The sequence below is a fragment of the Streptomyces sp. NPDC048211 genome (assembly GCF_043202315.1).
In the GTDB taxonomy this organism is placed as follows: Bacteria; Actinomycetota; Actinomycetes; order Streptomycetales; family Streptomycetaceae; genus Streptomyces.
Map to the genome: position 1 here is coordinate 102,951 of NZ_JBIDAD010000008.1, position 23,487 is coordinate 126,437.

20 protein-coding genes and 1 riboswitch are annotated in these 23,487 nt (G+C 70.7%); of the genes, 2 read left to right on the forward strand and 18 right to left on the reverse strand.

The features are described 5' to 3' along the window. Positions 1-35 precede the first annotated feature (35 nt). Positions 36-2,564 (forward strand): ABC transporter permease, encoded by a 2,529-nt coding sequence (locus tag ACGFZA_RS27295; RefSeq protein WP_393682500.1) that lies wholly within the window; start codon positions 36-38, stop codon positions 2,562-2,564. A gap of 64 nt (positions 2,565-2,628) precedes the next feature. On the opposite strand, the gene ACGFZA_RS27300 is transcribed toward ACGFZA_RS27295, so the two are convergent. The 14 genes from ACGFZA_RS27300 to ACGFZA_RS27365 all read right to left on the reverse strand — a co-directional run bounded on the left by ACGFZA_RS27300 (position 2,629) and on the right by ACGFZA_RS27365 (position 17,422). Then, positions 2,629-3,933, reverse strand: a complete 1,305-nt coding sequence (locus ACGFZA_RS27300) for a class I SAM-dependent methyltransferase (protein WP_385285354.1) — start codon at positions 3,931-3,933, stop codon at positions 2,629-2,631. Between the two features lie 364 nt (positions 3,934-4,297). Continuing rightward, a complete protein-coding gene (locus tag ACGFZA_RS27305; RefSeq protein ID WP_306070337.1) occupies positions 4,298-5,683 on the reverse strand; it encodes an NAD(P)/FAD-dependent oxidoreductase in 1,386 nt (461 codons plus the stop codon). Between the two features lie 435 nt (positions 5,684-6,118). After that, the gene (locus ACGFZA_RS27310) at positions 6,119-7,063 is read right to left on the reverse strand and encodes an exopolyphosphatase (protein ID WP_393682503.1); all 945 of its coding nucleotides are present in this window, start codon (positions 7,061-7,063) and stop codon (positions 6,119-6,121) included. A gap of 99 nt (positions 7,064-7,162) precedes the next feature. Then, positions 7,163-7,702, reverse strand: a complete 540-nt coding sequence (locus ACGFZA_RS27315) for a DUF501 domain-containing protein (RefSeq protein ID WP_385285350.1) — start codon at positions 7,700-7,702, stop codon at positions 7,163-7,165. Between the two features lie 72 nt (positions 7,703-7,774). After that, a complete protein-coding gene (locus tag ACGFZA_RS27320; RefSeq protein ID WP_385285348.1) occupies positions 7,775-8,245 on the reverse strand; it encodes a septum formation initiator family protein in 471 nt (156 codons plus the stop codon). 110 nt (positions 8,246-8,355) lie between these two features. Continuing rightward, positions 8,356-9,636, reverse strand: coding sequence for a phosphopyruvate hydratase (gene eno, locus ACGFZA_RS27325; protein ID WP_073738482.1), 1,281 nt, complete (start codon positions 9,634-9,636; stop codon positions 8,356-8,358). Between the two features lie 286 nt (positions 9,637-9,922). After that, the gene (locus ACGFZA_RS27330; RefSeq protein WP_393682506.1) at positions 9,923-10,663 is read right to left on the reverse strand and encodes a transglycosylase family protein; all 741 of its coding nucleotides are present in this window, start codon (positions 10,661-10,663) and stop codon (positions 9,923-9,925) included. Positions 10,664-10,667: 4 nt separating this feature from the next. Continuing rightward, a riboswitch (cyclic di-AMP (ydaO/yuaA leader) is annotated at positions 10,668-10,839 on the reverse strand. 301 nt (positions 10,840-11,140) lie between these two features. After that, a complete protein-coding gene (locus tag ACGFZA_RS27335) occupies positions 11,141-12,100 on the reverse strand; it encodes a transglycosylase family protein (protein WP_393682508.1) in 960 nt (319 codons plus the stop codon). A gap of 105 nt (positions 12,101-12,205) precedes the next feature. Beyond that, positions 12,206-13,537, reverse strand: a complete 1,332-nt coding sequence (locus tag ACGFZA_RS27340; protein ID WP_385285342.1) for a cytochrome P450 — start codon at positions 13,535-13,537, stop codon at positions 12,206-12,208. A 29-nt stretch (positions 13,538-13,566) separates the two neighbouring features. Further along, complete coding sequence (locus ACGFZA_RS27345) at positions 13,567-14,553, reverse strand: nucleoside triphosphate pyrophosphohydrolase (RefSeq protein WP_393682511.1); 987 nt, start codon at positions 14,551-14,553, stop codon at positions 13,567-13,569. Positions 14,554-14,584: 31 nt separating this feature from the next. Next, a complete protein-coding gene (locus tag ACGFZA_RS27350; RefSeq protein WP_385285338.1) occupies positions 14,585-15,241 on the reverse strand; it encodes a SurA N-terminal domain-containing protein in 657 nt (218 codons plus the stop codon). A 206-nt stretch (positions 15,242-15,447) separates the two neighbouring features. Continuing rightward, positions 15,448-15,885, reverse strand: coding sequence for a hypothetical protein (locus tag ACGFZA_RS27355; protein ID WP_385285336.1), 438 nt, complete (start codon positions 15,883-15,885; stop codon positions 15,448-15,450). Between the two features lie 170 nt (positions 15,886-16,055). Then, complete coding sequence (locus tag ACGFZA_RS27360) at positions 16,056-16,457, reverse strand: GtrA family protein (protein ID WP_385285334.1); 402 nt, start codon at positions 16,455-16,457, stop codon at positions 16,056-16,058. Then, the gene (locus ACGFZA_RS27365) at positions 16,454-17,422 is read right to left on the reverse strand and encodes a glycosyltransferase family 2 protein (protein ID WP_385285332.1); all 969 of its coding nucleotides are present in this window, start codon (positions 17,420-17,422) and stop codon (positions 16,454-16,456) included. The genes ACGFZA_RS27360 and ACGFZA_RS27365 overlap by 4 nt, the downstream gene beginning before the upstream one ends. A gap of 130 nt (positions 17,423-17,552) precedes the next feature. On the opposite strand from ACGFZA_RS27365, the gene ACGFZA_RS27370 reads away from it, so the two are divergent. Beyond that, positions 17,553-19,637: a hypothetical protein gene (locus ACGFZA_RS27370; protein WP_393682515.1), complete on the forward strand. Its 2,085-nt coding sequence runs from the start codon at positions 17,553-17,555 to the stop codon at positions 19,635-19,637. On the opposite strand, the gene ACGFZA_RS27375 is transcribed toward ACGFZA_RS27370, so the two are convergent. From ACGFZA_RS27375 to ACGFZA_RS27390, 4 genes are all read right to left on the reverse strand, one after another. After that, positions 19,621-20,637 carry a hypothetical protein gene (locus tag ACGFZA_RS27375; protein ID WP_393682517.1) on the reverse strand — a complete coding sequence of 339 codons (1,017 nt, stop codon included), beginning with the start codon at positions 20,635-20,637 and terminating at the stop codon, positions 19,621-19,623. The genes ACGFZA_RS27370 and ACGFZA_RS27375 overlap by 17 nt on opposite strands. A 78-nt stretch (positions 20,638-20,715) precedes the next feature. Beyond that, positions 20,716-21,177 carry a suppressor of fused domain protein gene (locus ACGFZA_RS27380; RefSeq protein ID WP_393682519.1) on the reverse strand — a complete coding sequence of 154 codons (462 nt, stop codon included), beginning with the start codon at positions 21,175-21,177 and terminating at the stop codon, positions 20,716-20,718. 31 nt (positions 21,178-21,208) lie between these two features. After that, positions 21,209-22,741, reverse strand: a complete 1,533-nt coding sequence (locus ACGFZA_RS27385) for a protein kinase (RefSeq protein ID WP_393682521.1) — start codon at positions 22,739-22,741, stop codon at positions 21,209-21,211. Next, a complete protein-coding gene (locus ACGFZA_RS27390; protein WP_385285322.1) occupies positions 22,738-23,373 on the reverse strand; it encodes a hypothetical protein in 636 nt (211 codons plus the stop codon). Before ACGFZA_RS27390 ends, ACGFZA_RS27385 begins: the two co-directional genes overlap by 4 nt. Between the last annotated feature and the right edge of the window lie 114 nt (positions 23,374-23,487).

Sequence of the window (23,487 nt, forward strand, 5' to 3'; positions counted from 1 at the left end):
CACCCGGAACCCCTCCCATCCCAGGACTGACAGACATGTTCCGTACCGCCCTGCGCAATGTGCTCTCGCACAAGGCCAGGCTGCTGATGACCGTCCTCGCCGTGATGCTCGGCGTGGCCTTCGTCTCCGGCACCCTGGTCTTCACCGACACCCTCGGCAACGCCTTCCGCAACCAGTCGGCGAAGAGCTACGACGACATCGCCGTCGCCGTCACCACCCACGCCGACCAGCGCGACGCGAAGTCCACCGCCATCGACGCGGCCACGCTGAAGAAGATCCAGGCCCTGGACGGCGTGGCCTCCGCCACCGGCCGGGTCGACGGCTTCGCCGGGGTCGCGGACCCCGACGGCAGGCTCATCGGCAACGGCTGGTCCAACACCGGCTCCAACTTCGCTCCCGGCAAGGACGGGAAGGACGCCCAGTACACCTTCACCGACGGCTCCGGACCGGCCGCGGCAGGCAGCGTCGCCCTGGACGAGGACACCGCGAAGAAGGGCGAGTACGAGGTCGGCGACAAGGTACGGGTCGCGACCAACGGGCCGGTGAAGGAGTACACCCTGTCCGGGGTCTTCACCACGGAGGACGGCGCCGTCAACGCCGGCGGCAGCCTGGTCCTGTTCGACACTCCGGTCGCCCAGAAGCTGTTCCTGCGGCCCGGCGAGTTCCGGGACGTCAACGTCGCCGCCTCTCCCGGCACGTCCGACGAGCAGGTGCTGGCCGCCGTCGAGCCGCTGCTGCCCAAGGACGCCGAGGCCAAGACCGGCACGGTGCGCGCGGACGAACAGGCCGATCAGACCGAGACCGCCCTGAGCAGCCTCAACAAGCTGCTGCTCGCCTTCGCGGGCATCGCCCTCTTCGTCGGCGTCTTCCTGATCGCCAACACCTTCACCATGCTGGTCGCCCAGCGCACCAAGGAGCTGGCGCTCCTGCGCGCCGTCGGCGCCTCGCGCCGCCAGGTCAAGCGTTCGGTGCTGCTCGAAGCGGCCGTGGTCGGCCTGATCGCTTCCGTGGTCGGCTTCGCCCTGGGCCTCGGGCTCGCCACCGGACTGCGCTCCGCGATGAGCCTGATCGGCGGGAAGATCCCGGCCGGGCCGCTGGTCGTCGCGCCGCTCACCGTCGCCGCCGCCTTCGGCGTCGGCGTCCTGATCACCGTGCTGGCGGCCTGGCTGCCCGCCCGCCGGGCCGCGAAGATCCCGCCCGTCGCGGCGATGAACAGCCAGTACGCGGTGGCCACGGTCAAGTCCCTGGTCCTGCGCAACTCGATCGGTGGCTTCATCACCCTGCTCGGCGGCGCCCTCGTCGTGGCCGGCGCGGCGAAGGCCGGGTCCGACGGTCAGATGCTCCTCGCGGGCGGCGCCTTCCTGGCCCTGATCGGCGTCATCATCCTGATCCCGCTGCTCTCCCGACCCGTGATCGCCCTGGTGCGCCCGCTGCTGCGGCGGCTGTTCGGGGTCTCCGGCAAGCTGGCCGCGCAGAACGCGGTCCGCAACCCGCGCCGCACCGGCGCCACCGCCTCCGCGCTGGCGATCGGGCTCACCCTCGTCACCGGCATCTCGGTGCTCGGCGTCACCCTCGGCCAGGCGGTCGACAAGATGACGACCGACAACATCAGGGCCGACTACATGGTCTCGATGGCCAGCGGCGACGCGCTCGACGAGTCGGCGCTCACCGCCCTGGGGAAGGCCGCCGGCGTCACCGCGCTCTCGCCCCAGCAGGCGGTCTGGCTGGACATCGGCGACACCTCGCTCTCGGCGTCCGGTGTCACCCCCGGGGATGTGCAGAAGGTTCTCACCGTCGACACCGTCGCGGGCTCCCTGGACTCCCTGGGCAGGGGTGAGATCGCCGTATCGGACAAGACCGCGAAGTCGCACGGCTGGAAGACCGGGGACAGCGTCCCCGTCACGTACGAGGACGACAAGAAGGGCAGCCTGAAGGTCGGCGCCCTCTACAAGGACAACGAGTTCCTCTCGCCGGTGCTGATCCCCCGCGACATCGTGGCCCCGCACCAGGGCCGTGCGGACATCCGCGAGATCTGGGTGAAGACGGAAGGCGGCGCGAGCGCGGCCCACGAGCAGGCGCTGGTCGACGCGCTGGGCGACAACCCCGGCATGAGCATCATGGACCGCAAGGACATCCGTGACATGTTCGGCGGGGGCATCAACCTCGCGATGAACATCATGTACGGGCTGCTCGCCATGGCGCTGATCATCGCGGTGCTCGGGGTCGTCAACACCCTGGCCATGTCGGTGTTCGAGCGTCAGCAGGAGATCGGCATGCTGCGGGCCATCGGCCTGGACCGGCGCAAGGTCAAGCGCATGATCCGGCTGGAGGCCGTCGTCATCTCGCTCTTCGGCGCGGCGGTCGGCATCGGGCTCGGGATGTTCCTCGGCTGGGCGATCGGCCGGACCGTGGCGGCCGAGATCCCGCAGTACGTCCTGGTCGTGCCGTGGGGCCGGATCGCGTTCTTCCTGCTCCTGGCCGGTCTGGTGGGGGTGCTGGCCGCCCTGTGGCCGGCCCGCAACGCCGCGAAGCTGAACATGCTGACGGCCATCAAGACGGAGTAGCACGCGCCAGACACGGCGGAGGGCCGGTACCCGGGCGGGTGCCGGCCCTCTGCCGTGTCCTGGATCAGCCGGCCGCCGAGGCCTTCCAGTCGCGGGCGCGCAGCGGCATGCGGGCGCCGCCGCCGTCGGCCGGGCGGACCGCGAGAATCTGGTTGACGCCGATCTTGTTGTGCTCGAAGGAGAGCGCGGAGGCCGCCATGTAGAGGCGCCAGACCCTGGCCCTGCCGGGCGAGGTCATCCGCACCGCGAGCTCCCAGTCCCGCTCCAGGTTGGCGACCCAGCGGCGCAGGGTCAGGGCGTAGTGCTCGCGGAGCGACTCGACGTCGCGCGTCTCGAAACCGGCTTCTTCGAGCGTCGCGACGGTCCGGCCCACCGGGGCCAGTTCGCCGTCCGGGAAGACATAGGCGTCGATGAACTCGTCCACGTGGTACGCGGACTCGTCCTTCTCCGGGCGGCGGGCGATCTGGTGGTTGAGGAGCCGCCCGCCGGGCTTGAGGAGTGCGTACAGGTCGTCGGCGTACTCGCGGTAGCGGACCGAGCCGACGTGTTCGGCCATGCCGATCGAGGAGATGGCGTCGTACGGGCCGTCCCTGACGTCCCGGTAGTCCTGGACCCGGATCTCGATCCGGTCGGTCAGGCCCTCCTCGGCGATGCGCTTCCTGGCGAAGGCGGCCTGCTCGACGGAGAGGGTCACTCCGGTGACGCGGGCGCCGTACTCGCGGGCGGCGTGGATGGCCATGGAGCCCCAGCCGCAGCCGACGTCCAGGAGGCGGTCGTCCTCCTTCAGCGCGAGCTTGCGGCAGACCAGGTCGAGCTTGTCGCGCTGGGCGTCCTCCAGGTTCCCGCCGTCCTCCCAGTAGGCGCAGGAGTAGACCATGGACGGGCCGAGGACCAGTGCGTAGAAGTCATTGCCCACGTCGTAGTGGTGGCTGATGGCCTCCTTGTCGCGGCGCTTCGTGTGGAGGCTGCCGGTGCGCCGGCGCACCTCCTCGGGCGGGGGCGGGGGCGGCGGCCACGGCCCGGCCAGTTGCACCAGGCCCTTGGCGGCGGCCCGCAGCTTCGGGTCGCGGACCGGGTGGACACTGCCCTTCGCCTCGCCGCCGCGCTCCCAGATCAGTTCGGCCATCAGGTCCAGGGCGGCGTACAGATCGCCTTCGATGTCGAGTTCGCCGGCCACCCAGGCGCGGGCCAGGCCCAGCTCGCCAGGCTTCCACAGCAGTCGGCGCAGGGCACGGCGGTTCCTGATGACGAGGACGGGGGCGCCGGGGGGTCCGGATTCGCTGCCGTCCCAGGCCCGGATGCGGACCGGTAGGGGTTCTCCCAGCAACTCCTGGGCGAGAGCGGTCAGCCGCGATGCGGCGTCTGCCATGGCGCACACCTCCGTGATGGTGTTTCCCAACGTGCCCAGACATGCCCACACATGTCCTGGACCACGCCCCGGCACCCTTGGCGCCGCGGCGAGGTACACCCCCCACAACAGTTTCCGGCGGCAGGGCCATCCCGCTACTGCGCAATGGAACGGCAAAATACTTGTACCGCACACGCATCCGCCGGGGTGCTGGCCCCCGCGCTCCCGCGACGGCTACCGCGCCGACCTGCGCCGATACGCCGAAGGGGCCGCCCGCACCACGGATGGCGGACGGCCCCTTCGGGCGTCGTGCGACTGCCTGTCGCGGATACGGAGATCCGCGGACCGGACCGGAGAGCCGGGGCCCTCCCGTCCGGGTGCGGGACTAGGAGGCCTTGGCCTTCTCGCCCACGGGCTTCGCGGCGGCGGGTGCCGGCGCCGGCTTGGCGGCCTCGTAGAACTCCTCGCGGGGAGTCTCCATGGCGCCGAGCGAGACGACCTCGCGCTTGAGGAACATCGCCAGGGTCCAGTCGGCGAAGATCCGGATCTTGCGGTTCCAGGTCGGCATGGCCATGCCGTGGTAGCCGCGGTGCATGTACCAGGCGAGACGGCCCTTGAGCTTGATCTTCACCTTGCCCATGACGATCATCGCGACGCCCTTGTGCAGGCCCAGACCGGCGACCGCACCCTTGTTGGCGTGGCTGTAGTCACCCTGCGGGAAGCCGCGCATCCCGGAGATGACGTTATCGCCGAGGACCTTGGCCTGACGCAGCGCGTGCTGGGCGTTCGGCGGGCACCAGGCGTTCGGGTTGCCGGCCTTGCGGCCGATCATGTCCGGAACCTGGGCGTTGTCGCCCGCGGCCCAGATGTAGTCGGTGCCCTGCACCTGGAGCTTCTCGGTGGTGTCGACGTGGCCGCGCGGGCCGAGCGGCAGGCCGAAGCGGGCCAGTGCCGGGTTCGGCTTCACACCGGCGGTCCACACGATGGTGTTGGAGTCGACCTCCAGGCCGTTCTTCAGCACCACGTGACCGTCGACGCAGGAGTCCATGGACGTCGAGAGGAAGACCTCGACACCGCGGGACTCCAGGTGCTCGCGACCCCAGGTGCCCAGCTTCGGGCCGACCTCGGGAAGGATCTTGTCGGCGGCGTCGACGAGGATGAAGCGCATGTCCTCGCGCTTCACGTTCGTGTAGTACTTCGCCGCGTCGCGGGCCATGTCCTCGACCTCGCCGATGGTCTCCGCACCGGCGAAACCGCCGCCCACGAAGACGAACGTCAGCGCCCTGCGGCGGACGTCCTCGTCGGTCGTCGAGTCAGCCTTGTCCAGCTGCTCAAGGACGTGGTTGCGCAGGCCGATGGCCTCCTCGATGCCCTTCATGCCGATGCCCTGTTCGGCCAGGCCGGGGATCGGGAAGGTACGGGAGACGGCGCCCATCGCGATGACCAGGTAGTCGAAGGGCAGCTCGTAGGCCTCGCCGACGAGCGGCGCAACCGTGGCGACCTTGCGGTCCTGGTCGATGGTCGTGACTCGGCCGGTGAGAACCTCAGCCTTGGGCAGCACGCGTCGCAGCGGGACGACGACATGCCGAGGCGAGATGCTGCCGGCAGCAGCTTCGGGGAGGAAGGGCTGGTACGTCATGTACGACCGGGGGTCGACGACCGTGACGGTCGCCTCTCCATAGCGCATCTTCTTCAGAATGCGCCGAGCTGCGTACAGGCCTACGTACCCACCGCCTACTACGAGGATCCTGGGACGCTCCGTGGTGCTCATGCCATCGAGTATCCACCCCACTCGGGGGGCACGCTCGTGAGCCCCTTCACAAGGTATGCCCCACCCTCTGCTACACTTCGCCGCCCACGTGACCCAGGTCATGAGCCGACAGGGGAACCACGGCACCCTGGCGAACGTTGTTCACCGCTTGTGAGCTGGCCCTTGAGCCGCCGAGCGGAGTGAACCACCCCTCCGATTCACACGCCCGCAACGCATCCGGAACCGTCCCGTATGCGGCGCGGAGGACCCCGCACACCCTCCCGCAGGCCCGTTCGGAGCAGAAGTCCGCCCCAGGGGGCCGAATTCCTTGTGAAGAAGTTCACGAACTTCGTCGCGCCGTGTCTCCGAAGGGGCCCGCAGAGGGGTTCCGAACGGCTCAAAAGTGCAGGCCGGAGTGCCGATGAGCGGTGTTCGAGGCCGACTGCGGGACGGCCCTCAGCGGGCCGCGTAGAAGGCGATGCCGTCGAGAATGTCGTGTTCGCTGACGACGACCTCGCGCGCGCCCGTCCGCTCCATCACGGCCAGCAGGATCAGCGCGCCCGAAGTGATCACATCGACCCGGCCCGGGTGCATCGCGCCGATCGCCGCTCGCTCGGCATGGGTGGAGGCGAGGAGCCGCCCGGTGATCTCCCGGACCTGCTCCAGGGAGATCCTGGAGTGGTGGATCGCCTCGGAGTCGTACTCCCGGAGCCCCAGGGCGATGGCGGCCACCGTGGTGACCGTACCGGCGAGGCCCACGAGCGTGGCCGCGGAGGCGATCGGGACGGTCTCCTCGGCAAGGTCCAGAGCGGCGTCCACGTCGGCCCGGATCGCGTCGATCGCGGCCGCCCCGGGCGGGTCGGCGACGACACCGTCCCGCGTCAGGTGGCGCTCGGTCATGCGGACGCAGCCGATGTCCACGGACCGGGCTGCCCGCACCCGGTCGTCACCGACGACGAACTCGGTGGAACCGCCGCCGATGTCCACGACGAGGTAGGGCCTGGCGAGGTCGTCGCGCCCGACGAGCTCCTTGGTGGCCCCGTCGAACGAGAACTCGGCCTCCTGGTCGCCGGTGATCACCTCGGGCTCGACGCCCAGGATGTCCAGCACGCCACGGACGAAGTCGTCCCGGTTCTCCGCGTCACGAGAGGCGGAGGTGGCGACGAAACGTACCTTCTCGGCGCCGAGCTCCTTGATCACCGCCGCGTACCGCCGGCAGGCGGCGAAGGTCCGCTCCAGCGCCTCGGGGGCGAGCCGTCCCGTCCGGTCGACGCCCTGCCCCAGCCGGACGATCTCCATCCGCCGGTCGAGCTCGACGAGCTCCCCGGTGGCGGGATCGGCGTCGGCGACCAGCAGACGAATGGAGTTGGTACCGCAGTCGATGGCGGCCACGCGTGTCATGTCTTCAGCCTCTCCAGCAGAACAAGCCCCTCCGGCGGCAGTCGAAGCCCCTCCCGCCGTTGAGGAGCGGGGTCCGGGGCGGGGCCCCGGCCGAAACCCTCAGCCCTCGTCCGGGGCCGCCTCGCCGCAGGGCGACACACACGGCCCCTTGCGCCACCACTCCGGCAGCATCGCGATCGCCTCGTCCCCGAGCGGGTTCACCCCCGGCCCGGCGGCCAGCGAGTGCCCGACGAGCACGTGCAGGCACTTCACCCGGTCCGGCATGCCGCCCGCGCTCGGGAAGCCCTCCAGCACCTCGATGGCGTCACGCCGCGCGATGTAGTCCTCGTGCGCCGCCCGGTAGGCCGCGGCCAGCTCGGGGTCCGTACCGAGGCGCTCGGTCATCTCCTTCATGACCCCGTTCGCCTCCAGCGTGCCGATCGCGGAGGCCGCACGCGGGCACGTCAGATAGAACGTCGTGGGGAACGGCGTACCGTCCTCCAGCCGGGGCTGTGTCTCGACCACGTCCGGGTTGCCGCACGGGCATCGGTGCGCGATCGCGCGCAGCCCCCGCGGCGGGCGCCCCAGCTGCTGCTGGAACGCGGCGATGTCCGCGTCGGTGGGCGCGGTGGACTCGGTCTGGGGAGGGGGCGTTTCCATGCCTGCCTAGGGGTTCTGATCGGACTGCTCGAACTGCGGTTCTGCAGATGTACGGGAATGAAGGGATGCGGCTCAGCCGCGGTCGGCGCTGTCGACGCCGTCCCACAGGTTGGAGTGCCACGGCCGGTCGGACTCCTCCGGCTTCCCGTTGCGCTCCTTGACCGCGTCGGGGTCGACCACGGTGTAGCCGGTCTCCCCGGGAAGAAGGTAGTGCAGGTGCTCACGGGCCAGCCGCTTGATGTACGCGTCGTCCTGGAGCCGCGCCTTCTCGTCGCGCAGCTCCTCGGTACGGGTCTCGGCCTCCTGAGCCAGCCGCTCCTGGTCGGCGATCTCGTCACGCTGCGACACGTACTGCCGCATCGGATACGCGAGCGCGACGATCAGTGAGCAGACGATCAGGGCCAGGAAGGCGGCCCGGCCGGTGAGCCGGGAACGGCGGGCCTGACGGCGGTTCTGGGACCGGTAGACGCGGGCCGCGGTCTGCTCGCCGAGCAACCGCAGCCGGGTCGCGGTGGAGAACCGGTCCCGGTCCTTCGCGGCCATGTCTCCGCCTCCCCATTACGCACGTCCGTCCCCGCACACGGTACGGGACCGAGTGCGGGGACGGACGGAGGCCGGGGCACTTGACCCGGCCGGGCTTCGTCGGGCCGGTGTCAGCCCTTGAAGCGCGGGAACGCCGAGCGGCCCGCGTACACCGCGGCGTCGTCGAGGATCTCCTCGATGCGCAGCAGCTGGTTGTACTTGGCGACACGGTCCGAGCGGGCCGGGGCGCCGGTCTTGATCTGGCCGCAGTTCACGGCGACCGCGAGGTCCGCGATGGTGACGTCCTCGGTCTCGCCGGAGCGGTGCGACATCATGCACTTGAAGCCGTTGCGCTGGGCCAGCTCGACGGCGTCCAGGGTCTCGGTCAGCGAACCGATCTGGTTGACCTTGACGAGCAGGGCGTTGGCCGAGCCCTCCTCGATGCCACGGGCCAGACGCTCCGGGTTGGTGACGAAGAGGTCGTCGCCGACGATCTGCACCTTGGCGCCGATCTTGTCGGTGATGACCTTCCAGCCGGCCCAGTCGTCCTCGTACAGCGGGTCCTCGATGGAGACCAGCGGGTACGCGGAGACGAGCTCCTCGTAGTACTCGGTCATCTCGGCGGCCGAGCGGGACTTGCCCTCGAACTCGTACTTGCCGTCCTTGTAGAACTCGGACGCGGCGACGTCGAGCGCGAGCGCGATGTCCTTGCCCGGGGCGTAGCCGGCTTCCTTGATGGCCTCGACGATGAGGTCCAGGGCGGCGCGGTTCGACTCCAGGTTCGGCGCGAAGCCGCCCTCGTCACCGAGACCGGTGGACAGGCCCTTGGTCTTCAGGACCTTCTTCAGCGTGTGGTAGACCTCGGCGCCCCAGCGCAGGGCCTCGGAGAAGGACTCCGCGCCGATCGGGGCGATCATGAACTCCTGGATGTCCACGTTGGAGTCGGCGTGCGACCCACCGTTGAGGATGTTCATCATCGGGACGGGCAGCAGGTGCGCGTTCGGACCGCCGAGGTAGCGGAACAGCGGCAGGTCCGAGGCCTCGGACGCGGCGTGGGCCACGGCGAGCGAGACGCCGAGGATGGCGTTGGCGCCGAGGGAGCCCTTGTTCTCGGTGGCGTCCAGGTCGAACATCGCCTGGTCGATCAGCCGCTGCTCGGTCGCGTCGTAGCCGACGAGCTCCGGGCCGATCTGCTCGATCACGGCGAGGACGGCCTTTTCGACACCCTTGCCGTGGTAGCGGTTGGGGTCGCCGTCGCGAAGCTCAATGGCCTCGAACGCGCCGGTGGAGGCGCCGGACGGAACAGCAGCACGGCCCGTGCTGCCGTCGTCGAGGCCGACCTCGACCTCGACCGTGGGGTTTCCGCGGGAGTCGAGGATTTCCCTGGCTACGACGACGTCGATGGACGGCACGAGGCATCTCCTTCTGGGATGTGACGCTTGTGGTGCAGGGTCGCTTTGGCCTTGCGACAAGAGCCTAACCGGCCCGGCCGCCCCAACCGGCCGACCGCCCGTCCCCTGGGACGAAAAAGGACCCAAGGGCAGGCACAGTGGGGCAAAAGGCCAGAAATTTACTGACGAGTAACGACAACAGTTGAACGGTCAACGCAGAAACCGGCGCACCCCGGACCGGTACGCACGGGGGGAGGGTGCGCGCCGGGCCGGGGCGGCCGGGGTCATCAGCGAGGAGAGATCGCGACTACTTCGTCAGGTGGAGCTGCTGACCGGGGTAGATCAGGTCGGCGTCCGTGACGATGTCCTTGTTGAGCTTGAAGAGCTGCTCCCAGCCGCCCTTGACCTTGTGGTCGGCGGCGATCTTGCTCAGGGAGTCACCGGTGATGACCTTGTACTCGCCGTCACCCTTCTCGACCTTCTTGCCGGTCGGGGTCGTGACGGTCTTCGACTCGGCCTTGGGGGCGGCCGAACGCTCGGAGCGGTTGGTGGCGGGGGCCTCGGTGCGCTCGGCCTTCTTCGGCTCGGCCTGCTTCGGGGCGGCCTCGGCCTTCGGCGCGGTCTCGGTCTTGGCGGCGGAGGAGCCGGTGTCGACACCCGGGTCGACACCGTCGTTGCTCAGGTTGCCGGCACCGGCGCAGGACCAGGCGCCCGGACCCTGCATGTCGAGGAGCTTCTCGGCGGTGGCGATCTGCTGGGCCTTGGTGGCCAGGTCGGCGCGGGCCGCGTACTGGGTGCCACCGGCGGCGGCCCAGCTGGACTGCGAGAACTGCAGGCCGCCGTAGTAGCCGTTGCCGGTGTTGATGGACCAGTTGCCACCGGACTCGCACTGGGCGACGGCGTCCCACGTGGACACGGAGGCGGCGGAAGCGCCGGTCGCACCCATCAGGGGCACGGCGATGGCGGCACCGGCGACACCGGCGAGCGTGGCGATACGGACGGCCTTGGACGGGCGACGGTGCTTGTTGCCCTTGCTGTTGAGCAGCATCGAGACTTCTCCTCACCGACGCCTACGAGGTGAGCTGTCGGGTTCGGGCCAAGTGAGTTGCCCGGTCGCACGTCCTAGCGCACGACTTCACCCCAAGCCGGTCCTGATCCGTCTTGCGACGATCGGGCCCGGCGCTTACCTGGGTCCCCCGCTCCTGCCTACGGCGCTTTACGCGTCTGTTCCCTTCGACCGACGGCAGGATTCGGCGTGACGGTCGACGGGGCCCGCGGTGCGAGCGGTTCCGACCGTAATCACACCCCACCCTCATATCCAAAGATGGACATACCGGATAAACAGCCCTTCCTTGCATCCGAAGAACCCTCGTTTGCGCAGGTCGGAACGGATGCGGCGGGACCTCCCGGACAAGACGCGCCAGTTCACGCAAAGAGACCCATGTCTCACTCCGTCAAAAGTGGGACATAGGCCTCTTAACTACCCCAATTTTTGGGGTGTTTTCAGCTGATCATCAGACTGCGCTCACTCGGTCTTCAGGCCGAGATCGAGGCTCTGGCCAGGCAGGATGAGGTCCGGGTCGGAGCCCACCTCCGCCTTGTTGGCCTCGTACAGCTGGGTCCAGCCGCCGGCCAGGTGCTGCGCGTCGGCAATCGCCCAGAGGTTGTCGCCTGCGCGCACGGTGTACGTACCGTCAGCAGCCGGGGCAGCGGTGTCGCGTGCGTCACTGTCACCGCGCGAGGCGTGCCGCCCCGCGTCACGGTCACCGGCGCGGCCACTCGCCCGGGTCTCCTCGGGGGCCGGAGCACCCCGGTGCTTGCCGGCCTTCTCCTGACCTCCTGCCGGGTCCTCCTCGGCGCCGGAGGCCTTGCCCGAGGGCGTGGCGGAGGGGGTGGCCGACGGAGAGGCGGACGCGTCCGGCTTTCCGCCCTTGCCCTTGGCGTCGTCCGCGGCGTCGCCCGTGGCCTCGTCCGCCGGCGTGGTCGCGTCCGAGGACTCGTCGTCCGACGCGGCGTCATCACCGGAGGAGTCGGCGCTCGCGGACGGGTCCGCGCTTCCGGACGGGTCGGCGGACGGGGTGCTGCCCGGGTCCACGCCCGGCAGGCCGCTGTCCACGGCGAGGCCCGAGACGACCGCGCAGCTCGGCCACGCCTTCGGCCCCTGGTCCTCCAGGACCTTCTCCGCCACGGCGATCTGCTGCGAGCGGCTGGCGAGGTCCGCGCGCTCGGCGTACGACTCGCCGCCGTACGACTTCCAGACCTCCTGCGAGAACTGCAGGCCGCCGTAGTAGCCGTTGCCGAGGTCGGCGCTCCACATCCCGCCGCTCTCGCACTCGGCCACCCGGTCCCAGGTCGAGGCGTCGGCGGCGTGCGCGCCTGCCGCGCCGAGCAGCGGGATGGCGATGGCCGAGCCGGTCACGCCTGCGGCGACGATGATCGCGGGTGCCTGCCGAGGGCGACGGTGTCTGCCGTTCGCGGAGCCCATGGGGATGCCTTCCGTGTGACTGACGAGTGACTGGTGAGTCGAACGGTGAACCTAGCGGGACTCGAACGTGTGTCACAAGTCGATGCAGCAGAGATCACGTGAAAGTCACAGAGTTGACAGAGTGTCACCTTCATCGTGTGCCCGCTCCGGTGCGAACTCCACCGGCAGCGTGCGCAGTCCACGCATGATGAGACCGCCACGCCACCGCAAATCGGCAGGATCTCCCGCAAGTCGCAGGTCCGGGAGGCGTTTCAGGAGCGTGGCGAGGGCGACCTGCCCCTCCAGCCGGGCGAGCGGCGCTCCCAGGCAGTAGTGGATTCCGTGACCGTAACCGAGGTGCTGATTGTCACGCCGCGCGAGATCCAGCACGTCCGGTCCGCCGAAGCGTTCGGGGTCCCGGTCGGCGGCCGCCAGCACCACGAGAACGGGGTCACCCCCGGCGACCCGCTGTCCGCCGATGGTCAGCGCCTCGGTGGCGTACCGCCAGGTCGCCAGCTCCACCGGGCCGTCGTACCGCAGCAGTTCCTCGACACCCGTGGCCAGGAGCTCCGTCTCCCCCGCGGCAAGGGAACCCTGGAGCCGCGCGCGCTGTTCGGGGTGACCCAGCAGGGTGTGGACGCTGTTGCCGATCAGGTTCACGGTCGTCTCAAAACCGGCAAAGAGGATGATAAAGGCCATCGCGGCAGCCTCGTTCTCCGTCAGGTGCTCACCGTGATCGCTCGCCCGGATCAGCCCCGAGATCAGGTCGTCCCCCGGGTTCTCGCGCTTGCGGTGGATCAGTTCGAGGAGATAGCTCCGCATCTTCTTCACGGACCGGGCGACCCCGCCGCGCGGCCCGCCGCCGTGGCGGATCATCATGCCCGCCCATTCCCGGAAGTCGTCCTGGTCCTCGCGCGGAACGCCCAGCAGGTCGCAGATCGCGTAGATGGGGAGCGGGAAGGCGAACTCGTGGATGAGGTCCGCCTCGCCCTTGCCGGCGAACCCGTCGATGAGCCGGTCGGTCAGCTCCTGCACGCGCGGAGCGAACTCCGCGACGCGACGCGGGGTGAACGCCTTGGACACGAGTCGGCGCAGCCGGGTGTGGTCGGGCGGGTCGATGTTCAGCAGATGCGTCATCAACTCCGCTTTGCGCTCGCCCGGGATCCCCGTCTTCCCCTTGGCGTGCGCGGACTCGGCGTGGTGCGCGGGGTTCTTGGACAGCCGGTTGTCGGCGAGGGCTTCCCTGGCGTCCGCGTACCGCGTCACCAGCCAGGCCTCGACCCCGCTGGGCAGCGTGGTGCGGTGCACGGGGCTGTGCTCCCGCAGCCAGGCGTAGGCGGGGTACGGGTCGGTGGCGAACTCCCACGTGAAGAGTTCGGGCGCGGGCGGCACGACGGGGGCCGCGTGGGCGGGGCAGCCGGTGGGGGGAGCTGGGGTCTCGGCGGGGTGGTCGTTCACCCCCCGACGTTATCCGCTGCCGTCCGCCGCTACTCCAGGCCCTCCGCCGCCCTGATGGCGTCCCGGTACGCACGCCCCGCGGCCCGCAGAGCCGCCTCCGGGTCGATGCCGTCCTCCTGGGCGCGCGCGGCCAGGGCGAGGAGCCGGTAGCCGATGGCGTCGCCCTCGGTGCCGTTCTCGTCGTCGCCCGAGGGGAGCGGCACGTCGAGTCCGGCGGTACGGGCCCGGCTCGCCAGCTTCGCGGCGAGTGCCAGGCCGGGCTGGCCGAGGGGGACCCCGTCGGTGACGGACTCGCGCTGCTTCTCGATCGCCTTCGTGCGCAGCCAGTGGGCGTGGACGTCCTCCGGCGTCTCGGCGGTCTCGTCGCCGAAGACGTGCGGGTGGCGGTGGATCAGCTTCTCGACGAGGGTGGCCGCGACGTCGTCGACGGAGAAGGGCTCCTCCTCGTCCTCCTCGGCGATGCGCGCGTGGAAGACGACCTGGAGCAGGACGTCCCCGAGCTCCTCGCGGAGCTCCTCCCGGTTGCCGTCCTCGATCGCCTCGACGAGTTCGTACGCCTCCTCGATGGCGTACCTGGCGAGGCCCTGGTGGGTCTTCTGCGAGGTCCAGGGGCATTCGAGGCGGATCCGGTCCATGACCTGGACCAGATCGAGGAGCCGGGCGCCGGGCAGGTCGTACGAGCCGGGCAGCAGCTCCAGGTTCGGCATCCGCACCCGTCCCGAACCGGCCAGCCTGGCCAGTCCGTCGGTCAGCGGCTGGTTGCCCTCGCCGCCGGTGAGGACGACGACGGTCCGGCCGCCGGCGCACGCGTCCACAAGCTCCTGCGCGTCGGGCACGCCGGGGGTGACGGTGACGCCCGCCTCGCGCAGGTAGGGCAGCTGGGGCTGGTCCTGTTCCCCGCAGTGCACGCGGTCGGCGGCGTGCAGGGTCTGCCAGGCGGGCCAGGACAGCAGTCCGGGCGCGACACGGTGGCTGGCGGTGAGCAGGACGATGCGGCCGGGGTCTTCAGCGTTCACGCGGTGAATCTACCCGGCCGCCGGTCCGTCCTCAGGCCCCGGCCTCCGCGGCAGACTGGGCCGGCTTGGTGACCTGGGTGATCCAGGGGGCCTTGTACTCCGCGAGCTGGATCTGCTGGTTGTTCCAGGTGCCGAAGCGCGGGTTGACGTCGACCTCCAGCGACTTGGACGCCTTCGTCAGTGCGTCGCCGAGGACCTTCGTGCCGGCCGGGGTGGTCGGGTCGGCGCCGAGTGCCTGGCCGAGCTTGGTCAGCTGGATCTGCTCGCGCAGGAAGGCGTCGATCTGGTCCGGGGCGATCCAGCGCTCCTGGAGCACCGCGGCGCGCAGCCCGGCCTCCCCCTTGTACTGGGCGACGGCCGACTGCCGCATCTGCTGGACCTCGGCGCGGGTGACGGTCACTCCCGCGTCCGCGGACGCCTTGTCCAGGACCCGGTCCAGGATCAGCCCGTGCAGCTTGGCGCGGACGAGCTGGCCGGACTGGTTGGTGATCTGGGCGGCCTGCTTCGAGGTGTCCTGGGCCTGGCGCACGTCGGCCACCTGGCCCTGCACGGTGGCCACCGTGATCCGGTCGCCGCCCACGACGGCCGCGGCGCCCGGGTGGGCCTGGCTGCCGCAGGCGGCGAGGAGCGGCGCTGCGGCGAGCAGCGCGGCGGAGACGGTGAGCGCGGTGCGACGGCGGCGGTGCAAAGGAGCCTCCCGAGGAGATTGTGCGGCGGTGCACAAAGCCTTGCGGTGATCGATGTTAGGCAGTGGAGCTGGTCCGGGCCACTGATTCGACCAACGATTCGGGAGGAGTTGGGGATGCGGGCGTCCGGCGGCGCGGCCGGGGCGGCGCGTCCGGACGGTCGAGGCGGGTCTCTCGTGGGGCGAGGCCCGCCCCCGCGGGGCGACCGCTACACCGTCGCCGGAGGAACGAGTCCTGCCACGGCGTCCATGTCCTTGACCCCGAACCACGGGAAGAAGATGCGCAGGGCGCTGCCCGCGGACTCGTCGAGCAGGATGAAGGAGTGCTTCACGAATCCGCGCTTGATCTCGGTCCGCGTCACGTCCTTGATCTCGAACGTGGCCAGGTGCCGGTCCGGCTTCGCGAAGGTCGGGTTGGCCTGGAACAGGAAAAGGCGTTCGCGGCTGGCCGCGAGGTACATCGGCTGGGGGGCTGCCGCGGCGATCATCGTCCCGCCGCTCAGGACCGCCGCGGCGATGCCCATCGCCACGTTCTTCTTGACGGAGACCTCGCTGAGATTCACCAGCGACGTCGCCTCGATCTGTTCACCGGGCTCCAGCATGACCGTGACGGCTTTCAGCAGGGCCCGGCGTCTTCTCGCGTTCACAACACACCTCTGTGGATGGATCAAGGAATTGCTGTGCGGCGAGCGGGGCGCGAGGAGCCGCGCCGAGGGCACCACCTCACCGGAGCCGCACGGCGCGACGGCTTCGTCCGGCTCGGCGCATATGACCGGGACACTGTGCCATACGGAATGCCGGGCTCCGCACCGCCGGCTCAGCCGACCCGTTCGACCGGTTTGGGCGGAGTGTCCGGCCTCAGCATGATCGTGCGCGAGACGACGAAGGTGATGGGGATGGCGGCCGCGGCGGCGACCAGGGGCGCGTACCGGCTGCTGAAACCGGCCAGGTCGACCAGCAGGTAGACGCCGCCGGTGGTGATGACGAAGTTGGCCGCGTTGGTGAGCGGGAAGAGCAGGAACTTCCGCCAGGTGGGCCGGGTGCGGTAGGTGAAGTACGAGTTGAGGAAGAACGAGCCGGTCATGCTGAGCGTGAAGGCCAGCACGTGCGCGGCCATGTAGGGCAGCCAGTGCAGCAGGGCGAGGTAGCAGCCGTAGTACGTGCCCGTGTTCACGACGCCCACGAGGGCGAACCGGGCCAGTTGTGCCTTGACCGTCATCGGCGTACGGGCTCCAGGGGTTCCGGCTCCGGGGCCGGCCTGCGGATCCGGGTGTTGGTGTCCTTCACCAGGAAGTGCGGGCGGCGTTTCACCTCGTAGTAGATCCGGCCGACGTACTCGCCGACCACTCCGACCATCACCATCTGGACGCCGGCGAGTGCGGTGAACACGACGAGGAGGGTGACGTATCCGGGAGTGTCGACACCCTTCACCAGGGCGACGCCGACGATCCAGGCGGCGTAGACGAAGGCCACGGACATGAGGAGCATGCCGAGGTAGAGCGCGGCGCGCAGGGGCTTGTTGTTGAAGGAGAGGAGTCCGTCGAGGCCGTAGTTCAGCAGTTTGCCGAAGGTCCAGGCGGAGCGGCCCTGTTCCCGGACGGCGTTCTCGTAGCTGAAGGTCGTGGTGGGGAAGCCGACCCAGGCGAAGAGGCCCTTGGAGAAGCGGTTGTACTCGGTGAGTTCGAGTACGGCGTCGGCGGCCCGTCGCGACAGCAGCCGGAAGTCGCCGACGCCGTCGACGAGTTCGACGTCGACGAGGCGGTTGATGAGCCAGTAGTAGGCGCGGGCGGTGAGGGTGCGGGTGACGCGGTCGCCGGTGCGGGTGCGGCGGGCGATGACCTGGTCGTAGCCCTGCGCGTGCTCCTGGAGCATGCGGCCGACGAGTTCCGGCGGGTGCTGGAGGTCGGCGTCCATGATGACGACGGCGTCGCCCTCGGCGTGCTGGAGGCCGGCCAGCATGGCGGCCTCCTTGCCGAAGTTGCGGCTGAAGGAGACGTAGCGGGCCCGGGGGTCGGCGGCGGCCAGCTCCCGCAGGATCGGCAGGGTCCGGTCCGCGCTTCCGTCGTCCACGTACACGATCTGGAACGCGTGGCCCAGGCGGGTCATCTCGTCCGTCACGCGTTCATGGAAGCGTTCGAGGATGTCTTCCTCGTTGAAGCAGGGCACCACCAGCGAGATCAGCACGCTTGTAATTCAGCCGGTCAACGTGTCGGGCGCGGATGGCCCGCATGGCCTCGTGGCGACGGCTGGGTGAACTGGTTTCCGTGTCGACATAATCGGGCGCCAGCCGCATCGTCGTCCGAAGGAGCAAGAAGTGCCGCAGAACCTCCCCTCCGGCGGAGCGCCGGCGAAAAGGCGCTCCGACCTTGCGGCCGTGAAGGCCTGGTGGCGGACGCTCGGGAGCGAGGGATGCGTGGTTCTTCCGCCACCGGGCCGGAGCCGCTACACGCAGAGCGACGGCCATGAGGACGCCGCCGAGCTGATCGGGGCGCGGGGGCTCGGCGACGGCACCTCCTTCGTCTACTGGCACTGGCAGTCCCACACGGCCTTCGACCGTTCCGGAGCGCTCCTCCGCGAGCTGAACCTGCACTGGGGCGGCGACCACGCGGTCGTCGCCGCCTGCCTCGGAGAGGGACCGCCGGGGTACCGGGTGGCCGACGGCGGGCCCCGAGGCGCCTTCGGGCTCGACCGGCTGACAGAACGGGACGGTGAAGGGCTGCCGTCTCCCGACGACGCCGCCGCTGTCCGGCAGTTCCTCACGGACGTCGACACCCCTCTCAGCCGGCGGAGGCTCCCCTACGCGTACCGGCCGCTGACCGGCCCCGAGGCCGGCTGGCTGCATGACCGGCTGCGTGCCCCGCTCGATGTGTCCGCCGCGGGTCCGTTCGTCACCTGCCTCGAACGGCGGGACGCGCTCACGTACGAGGAGGCGGCCGGGCTGCTGACGGCCTGGCAGGAGAACTACGCCGGACGGCCGACGTCCTGGGACGGCTGGTCGGCGCTGCTGCACGCGCTGCTCCGTCATGACCACCCGCGGGCCTGGGAGGTGGTCGCCGCTCTGGGTCCCGTGGCGGCGGGCGTCGCCGGGGAAGTGCCCTCGGAGCCCGGCCTCGCCGTTCTGCGGGACTGGGCGCTGGCGGGCGAGCGGGTGGCGGTCGGGCCGTGGCTGGCGGCGTATCAGGCCGTCCGGGAACCCGACTGGGTCTCGGCGGCGGGTGCGCTGGCCCGGGAGATGACGGAGTGCGGGGCGCCGGACAGGTCGGTGCGTGCGCTGTACTCCGCGCTGAGCCGGGCCGTGACGACGGTGTGGCTGCGGGGCTCGGAGGCCGGCCGGGCGGCCGAGCTGTCCTTCACCGCGTTGCTCTCGGTGCGGTTCGCGGTCGACGAGCGACTGCCGCACCGGCTCCGCGTGGCAGCCGCGGAAGTGGCGCAGGGACGGATCGCGGAGCTGCGGGAGGAAGCCGCGCTTCTCGGACCGGCTTACGCCGACGTCACCGGCACCGGCGCTGCGGACGCCCTGGCCGCCGCCGACCGGTTCGAGGCCGCCCGAGCCGGGCTCCTGTCCGGGACCGGCCCCGACCTGACGGCCTACGAGGGCGCGTTGTGCGACGTCTGGCCCCGCTACCGGACCTTGACCGAAGCCGACACCGCGTGGCTGCGGGCCCAGGTGGCGGACGGCAGGACGGCGATGCAGGGGCTCGGCTTCTGTCTCGAACTCCTCTACTCCCACGGCGCGGCCACCGCTGCCGAGGTGGACGCGCTCGTGCCGCTCTGGAAGAAGGTGCTCACCAAGCGGTACCGGACGACGTACACCGAGTGGCGCCACCCGCTGGTCACCCTGACGTGCCTGGCACTCGATCTCGGCCATCCGGTCGCGGACGAACTGGTGGCCTGGTGGGCGAAGCCGAAGCCGGTCTGGAAGAACGAGCTGCGCCTGCTCACCCATCTCGGCGCCCCCGACGAGGCCAAGGCAGCGGAACTGTGGGACTTCGTCGAATCGAGGGCCCATGACACCGGCCACCTGATGACCTGGGTGCTGATGCGCGCGAGGCTGGACGGTGTGCGTCCGCTGGAGGTCGCCGACCGGCTGGTGTGCGGGCCGGGCCGGGCGCCGTACGCACTCGACCGGACCCTGATCGGCGTGGCCGACCCGGCTCAGCCGCTGTGGCACTACAGCGTCGACCTGCGCAGCCGGGACTGGTGGAGGCGCGCCCAGGAGGTCGCGGACGACATCTCCCTGTCGCCGCAGGCACGCCGCATCGGCTTGGAGGCGGCGCGCGGGCACCATCTGATCCGCTACCCGGACCAGGTGCGCCCCGCCCCGACGAAGAGCGAGGTGGCGGAGGCTCTCGCCTGGGTCGACGGCCACGGCGACACGGAGCTCAGCCCCGGAGAATGAGCCGCGGCGGGTGGGTGAACTCCGCTCGGCAGACGAAGACGTTCATGGAGCCCCAGCGGCCCACGGTGATCCGCGTCGGGACGTTGGCGCCCATGACATCCGCTGTCGCGCGGTCCTCCTGCGGGATCCAGCTGCGGTTCCCGGCGTCCCACTCCTGGCTCGCCACCGTCATCAGGAGATCCGTCGGTGCCCCGCACGGACAGACCACGTCGACGTGCTCCGTCGACTTCCAGGGGGCGTGGCCGCCGGCCTTCCAGCCCGGCGCGACCGACAGGTCGGACCGGTAGAGGACCGCGTCCTCGTCCAGGTCGTCCTCGTCGCCCTCCCACGCGTCGATGCGCTCGCGCACGTCGTGCGGCAGTCGGCCGATGTCCGGATGCTCGACCACCTGCTCGGGGTCGAGCAGGCACGACGCGGGGACGTACCCCTCGGAGCCCACCACCTCGGGTTCCGGCTGATCTGCCAGGACCTCGCCGATCTCCGCCGACCGGCGTCCGCGCAGTGCGACGGCGGGCTCGTGACGCCCGTGGTGGGCGTCGAACGGACACCACAGGATCTGGAGCAGGTCGCACCGGGCCGGGACCGCGAGGCCGGGCACGTCCCGTCGGAACAACTGGGCCAGCGCAAGGAGGGGAACGGGGTCCGTGTCCCCGAGCGAGGGGGCATGGCGCGCCCGCTTGAACGAGCGGAGGACGTTCCCCTCCTCGTCCGTGGGGCCGGGACGCTGTCCTGGAGCGGGAACCCGGCTCCATGCCTCGTCGAGGATGCGGCGGCTCAGGCGTACGTCCGCCGTGCGCTCCCCGTAGCCCCGCCGGTGCCGCTCCGTGCAGACCGGCCAGGGTTCGTCGGCGGGCCACAGCAGCGGCCCGCCCACCGAACTGTCGTGATGCCCGGGGACTCCGGGACGCGGGTGCAGCCGGGTGGCGGTGCGCCGGTGGGCGGCCAGTTCCGGGAAGACGCTCTCGATGTCCACCGGTCGGGAGGGGGTGGTGCGGGACATGCGTCTCCTTGCACGGGGCGCCGCGCGGGCGTCGGGTTCTCCTCGCACGGTGCGGGGGCGTCGCGCGGGCGTCGGGTTCTACAGACTCGTCTGCGGGCGGCGGAGGTCGAACAGGTCGGGGTCCTGCTTCGTCAGTTCGCTCTCGAAGTCCGGCCATCCGTGCTTCTCCACGTACTCCGCCTCGATTGCGTGGAGCGGTACCAGCCACACGAGGGACACGTGCGTCCCGTTCTCCAACGTGACGGAGAAGAAGGCGTCGTCGAAGCAGATCGGCATGGCCGCATACAACGCCGTCAGGGAACCCCCGGGAGTCAACGGCATCGGCAAGGGCACGACGTCCCCGCGAAGAACCGCCCGGCCGGTCGGCCCAGACGTTTCTCCAGGTGGTCGATGAGAACAGCCACGCTTAGCTCTTACGTCGTTTCGGTGCTCGGCCGGTTCGTATCCGTACGGGCATGACGCCCGGCGGACTCGGCCCTCTGCGCTCCTGCCGGTGCCGCCGCGAGGGCCCGGCGTTCTTCGAGGCGGCACGGCGCTCATCGCTCGTCCCTTTCGTGCGTCCGGCACCGGTTCAGCCGCCCCTGACCTCCAGCTGACGCTCCAGCTGGCGGCGCAGTTCGGCCGGGAGCGGGTGGTGCGGGCCGTACATCCGCTCGGTGTCGTACAGCAGTGACTGGAGCTGGCCGCAGCCGCCCATGTGGTCGCCGAGGGCCAGCAGCAACTGGCCGATGCGGTGGCGGATCTCGTAGGAACGGGCCGGGTCGTTGTTCGTCGCGTACTGGTTCTCGTAGTACGGAAGGACCGCGCGGTACTCGGCGAGTGCGGCGGCGGGTTCGCCGAGCTGTTCCAGGCACTGCGCGGCGTCGTAGCGGAACTGCAGGGTCTGCGGGTCGGCCGGTCCGGCCTCGGCCGCGCGGTCGTCGGCCAGGCGGCGCAGTTCGGGCAGGGCGCGGCGGTACTGGCCGTCGTCCATCAGGGTCGCGGCGTACTGCTTGCGCAGGATGCGGACGACCGGGGAGCCCTCGCCGTGCTGTTCGGCGGCGGCCGGGAGGATGCCGCCGAGCATGTCGACGGCCTGGGTGATGCGGCCTTCGCCCAGGAGCCTCTTGACCTCGTCGACGGCGGCTGCGACGTCGGGCCGGGCGGGCATCGGCGCGGGCCGCTCGGCGGGCGGGGTCGTGGCGCGGTCGGGCCACGGGGCGTGGGGGCGCAGGAAGGGGCGGGTCGGGTCGAGCGGGCCCGACGGGTGTCCCGCGTTCCGGGCGGGCAGCAGGGGGGCGAGGTGTTCGTACACCTCCTGGGCGCTGGCCGGGCGGTGTTGCGGGTCCTTGGCGAGGAGCCGCAGGACGAGCGCTTCGAGGGGTTCGGGGATGTCGGGGCGGATCTGCCGGACGGGGGCCGGCGGCTCGTAGAGGTGGCGGTGCAGGACGCCGAGGGCCGTCGATCCGGTGAACGGCACGTCTCCGCTCAGGAGTTCGTGCAGGAGCACGCCGAGGGCGTAGAGGTCGGTGTACGGGCCGACGGCGCCGCCCATGGCCTGTTCGGGGGCCATGTAGGCCGGGGAGCCGATCGGTGAGCCGGTGTGGGTGAGGCGGGTGGTGTCGGTGTCCAGGACGGAGGCGACGCCGAGGTCGAGGACGACGACGGTGCCGTCCGGGCGCACCATCAGGTTGCGGGGCTTGAGGTCGCGGTGGACGATCGGCACGGCGTGCACGGCGCTCAGGACGGCGCAGAGCTGGGCGGCGACGGCGACGGACCACTGCCAGGGGTACGGATCGTGTTCGGCAAGGTGGTCGCCGAGGTCGGCGCCCTCGACGTACTGCATGACGAGGAACAGCTCGTCGCCGTCGCTGCCGGCGTCGTGGACGGTGACGAGGCCGGGGTGGTCGACCTGGGCGGTGACCCGGCACTCGCGGACGAAGCGGCGGCGCAGCTCGCCAGCGGCGTCGCTGCCGATGGGGCCGGTGACCCGGTCGGGGCGCAGCAGCTTGACCGCGACCCGGCGGTCCAGACGCTGGTCGTAGGCCGTCCAGACCTGGCCCATGCCGCCTTGTCCGAGGATCGTCGCCAGCTCGTACCGCCCGCCGATGAGGCGACCGCTCACCGGCCCTCCTCCTTACGGAGGTAGTCGCTGAGCTCGTCGAGCTCGGCGCGCACCTGGTCGAGGCGCTGGGGGTGGGGCGTCGGGTGCGGCTGGTGGGCGGGAGGCGTCGGCTGGGGCTGCGGTGTGGGGTGGGGCTGCTGGTACGGCGGCGTGTAGGGCTGCGGGACCGGAGGCTGCTGCCCGAACTGGTGCATCGGCGGCTGCACCGGTGTCTGCATGGGCACCGTGGGCCCGTACGCGTAGCCCGGGAACGGCGGCACGGGGCCGTTCGTGCCGTTCTGCCGGGCCGGCTGCGCGTAGTGGCGGATGTCCGCGACGATGAAGTGCGCGGGGGCGGCCACCATGGCGAGCAGCAGCAGCGGTATGAGGACGTAGTCGATGCCGTGGGCCTCGGAGTCGCTGCCGTCCCTGCCGATGATCGGCAGCAGGACGCAGACGAAGACGAAGCCGGCCCCGGTCATCCACCAGTCGAAGGCCCTGCGGCGCACGATCGCCAGCCGGAGCAGAGGCGTCCACAGGAGCATGCCGCAGGAGAACGCCGAGAGCACGCTGAACAGCACGCGCATCGACACGATCCAGGCCCTGCTGGGGACTGTGCGCGGCGCCGTCGGCGGTTGGCCCGGGGCGTACATGGCTGCTCCTGGATACCTGGTCATGGGACGTTCGCGCGCACGTGGACGTGCGCGCAGAACCGAGCGTAAGGGGCGACACCGACAAGGGTCCCCGGGTTGTGCGGAACCGTTGTG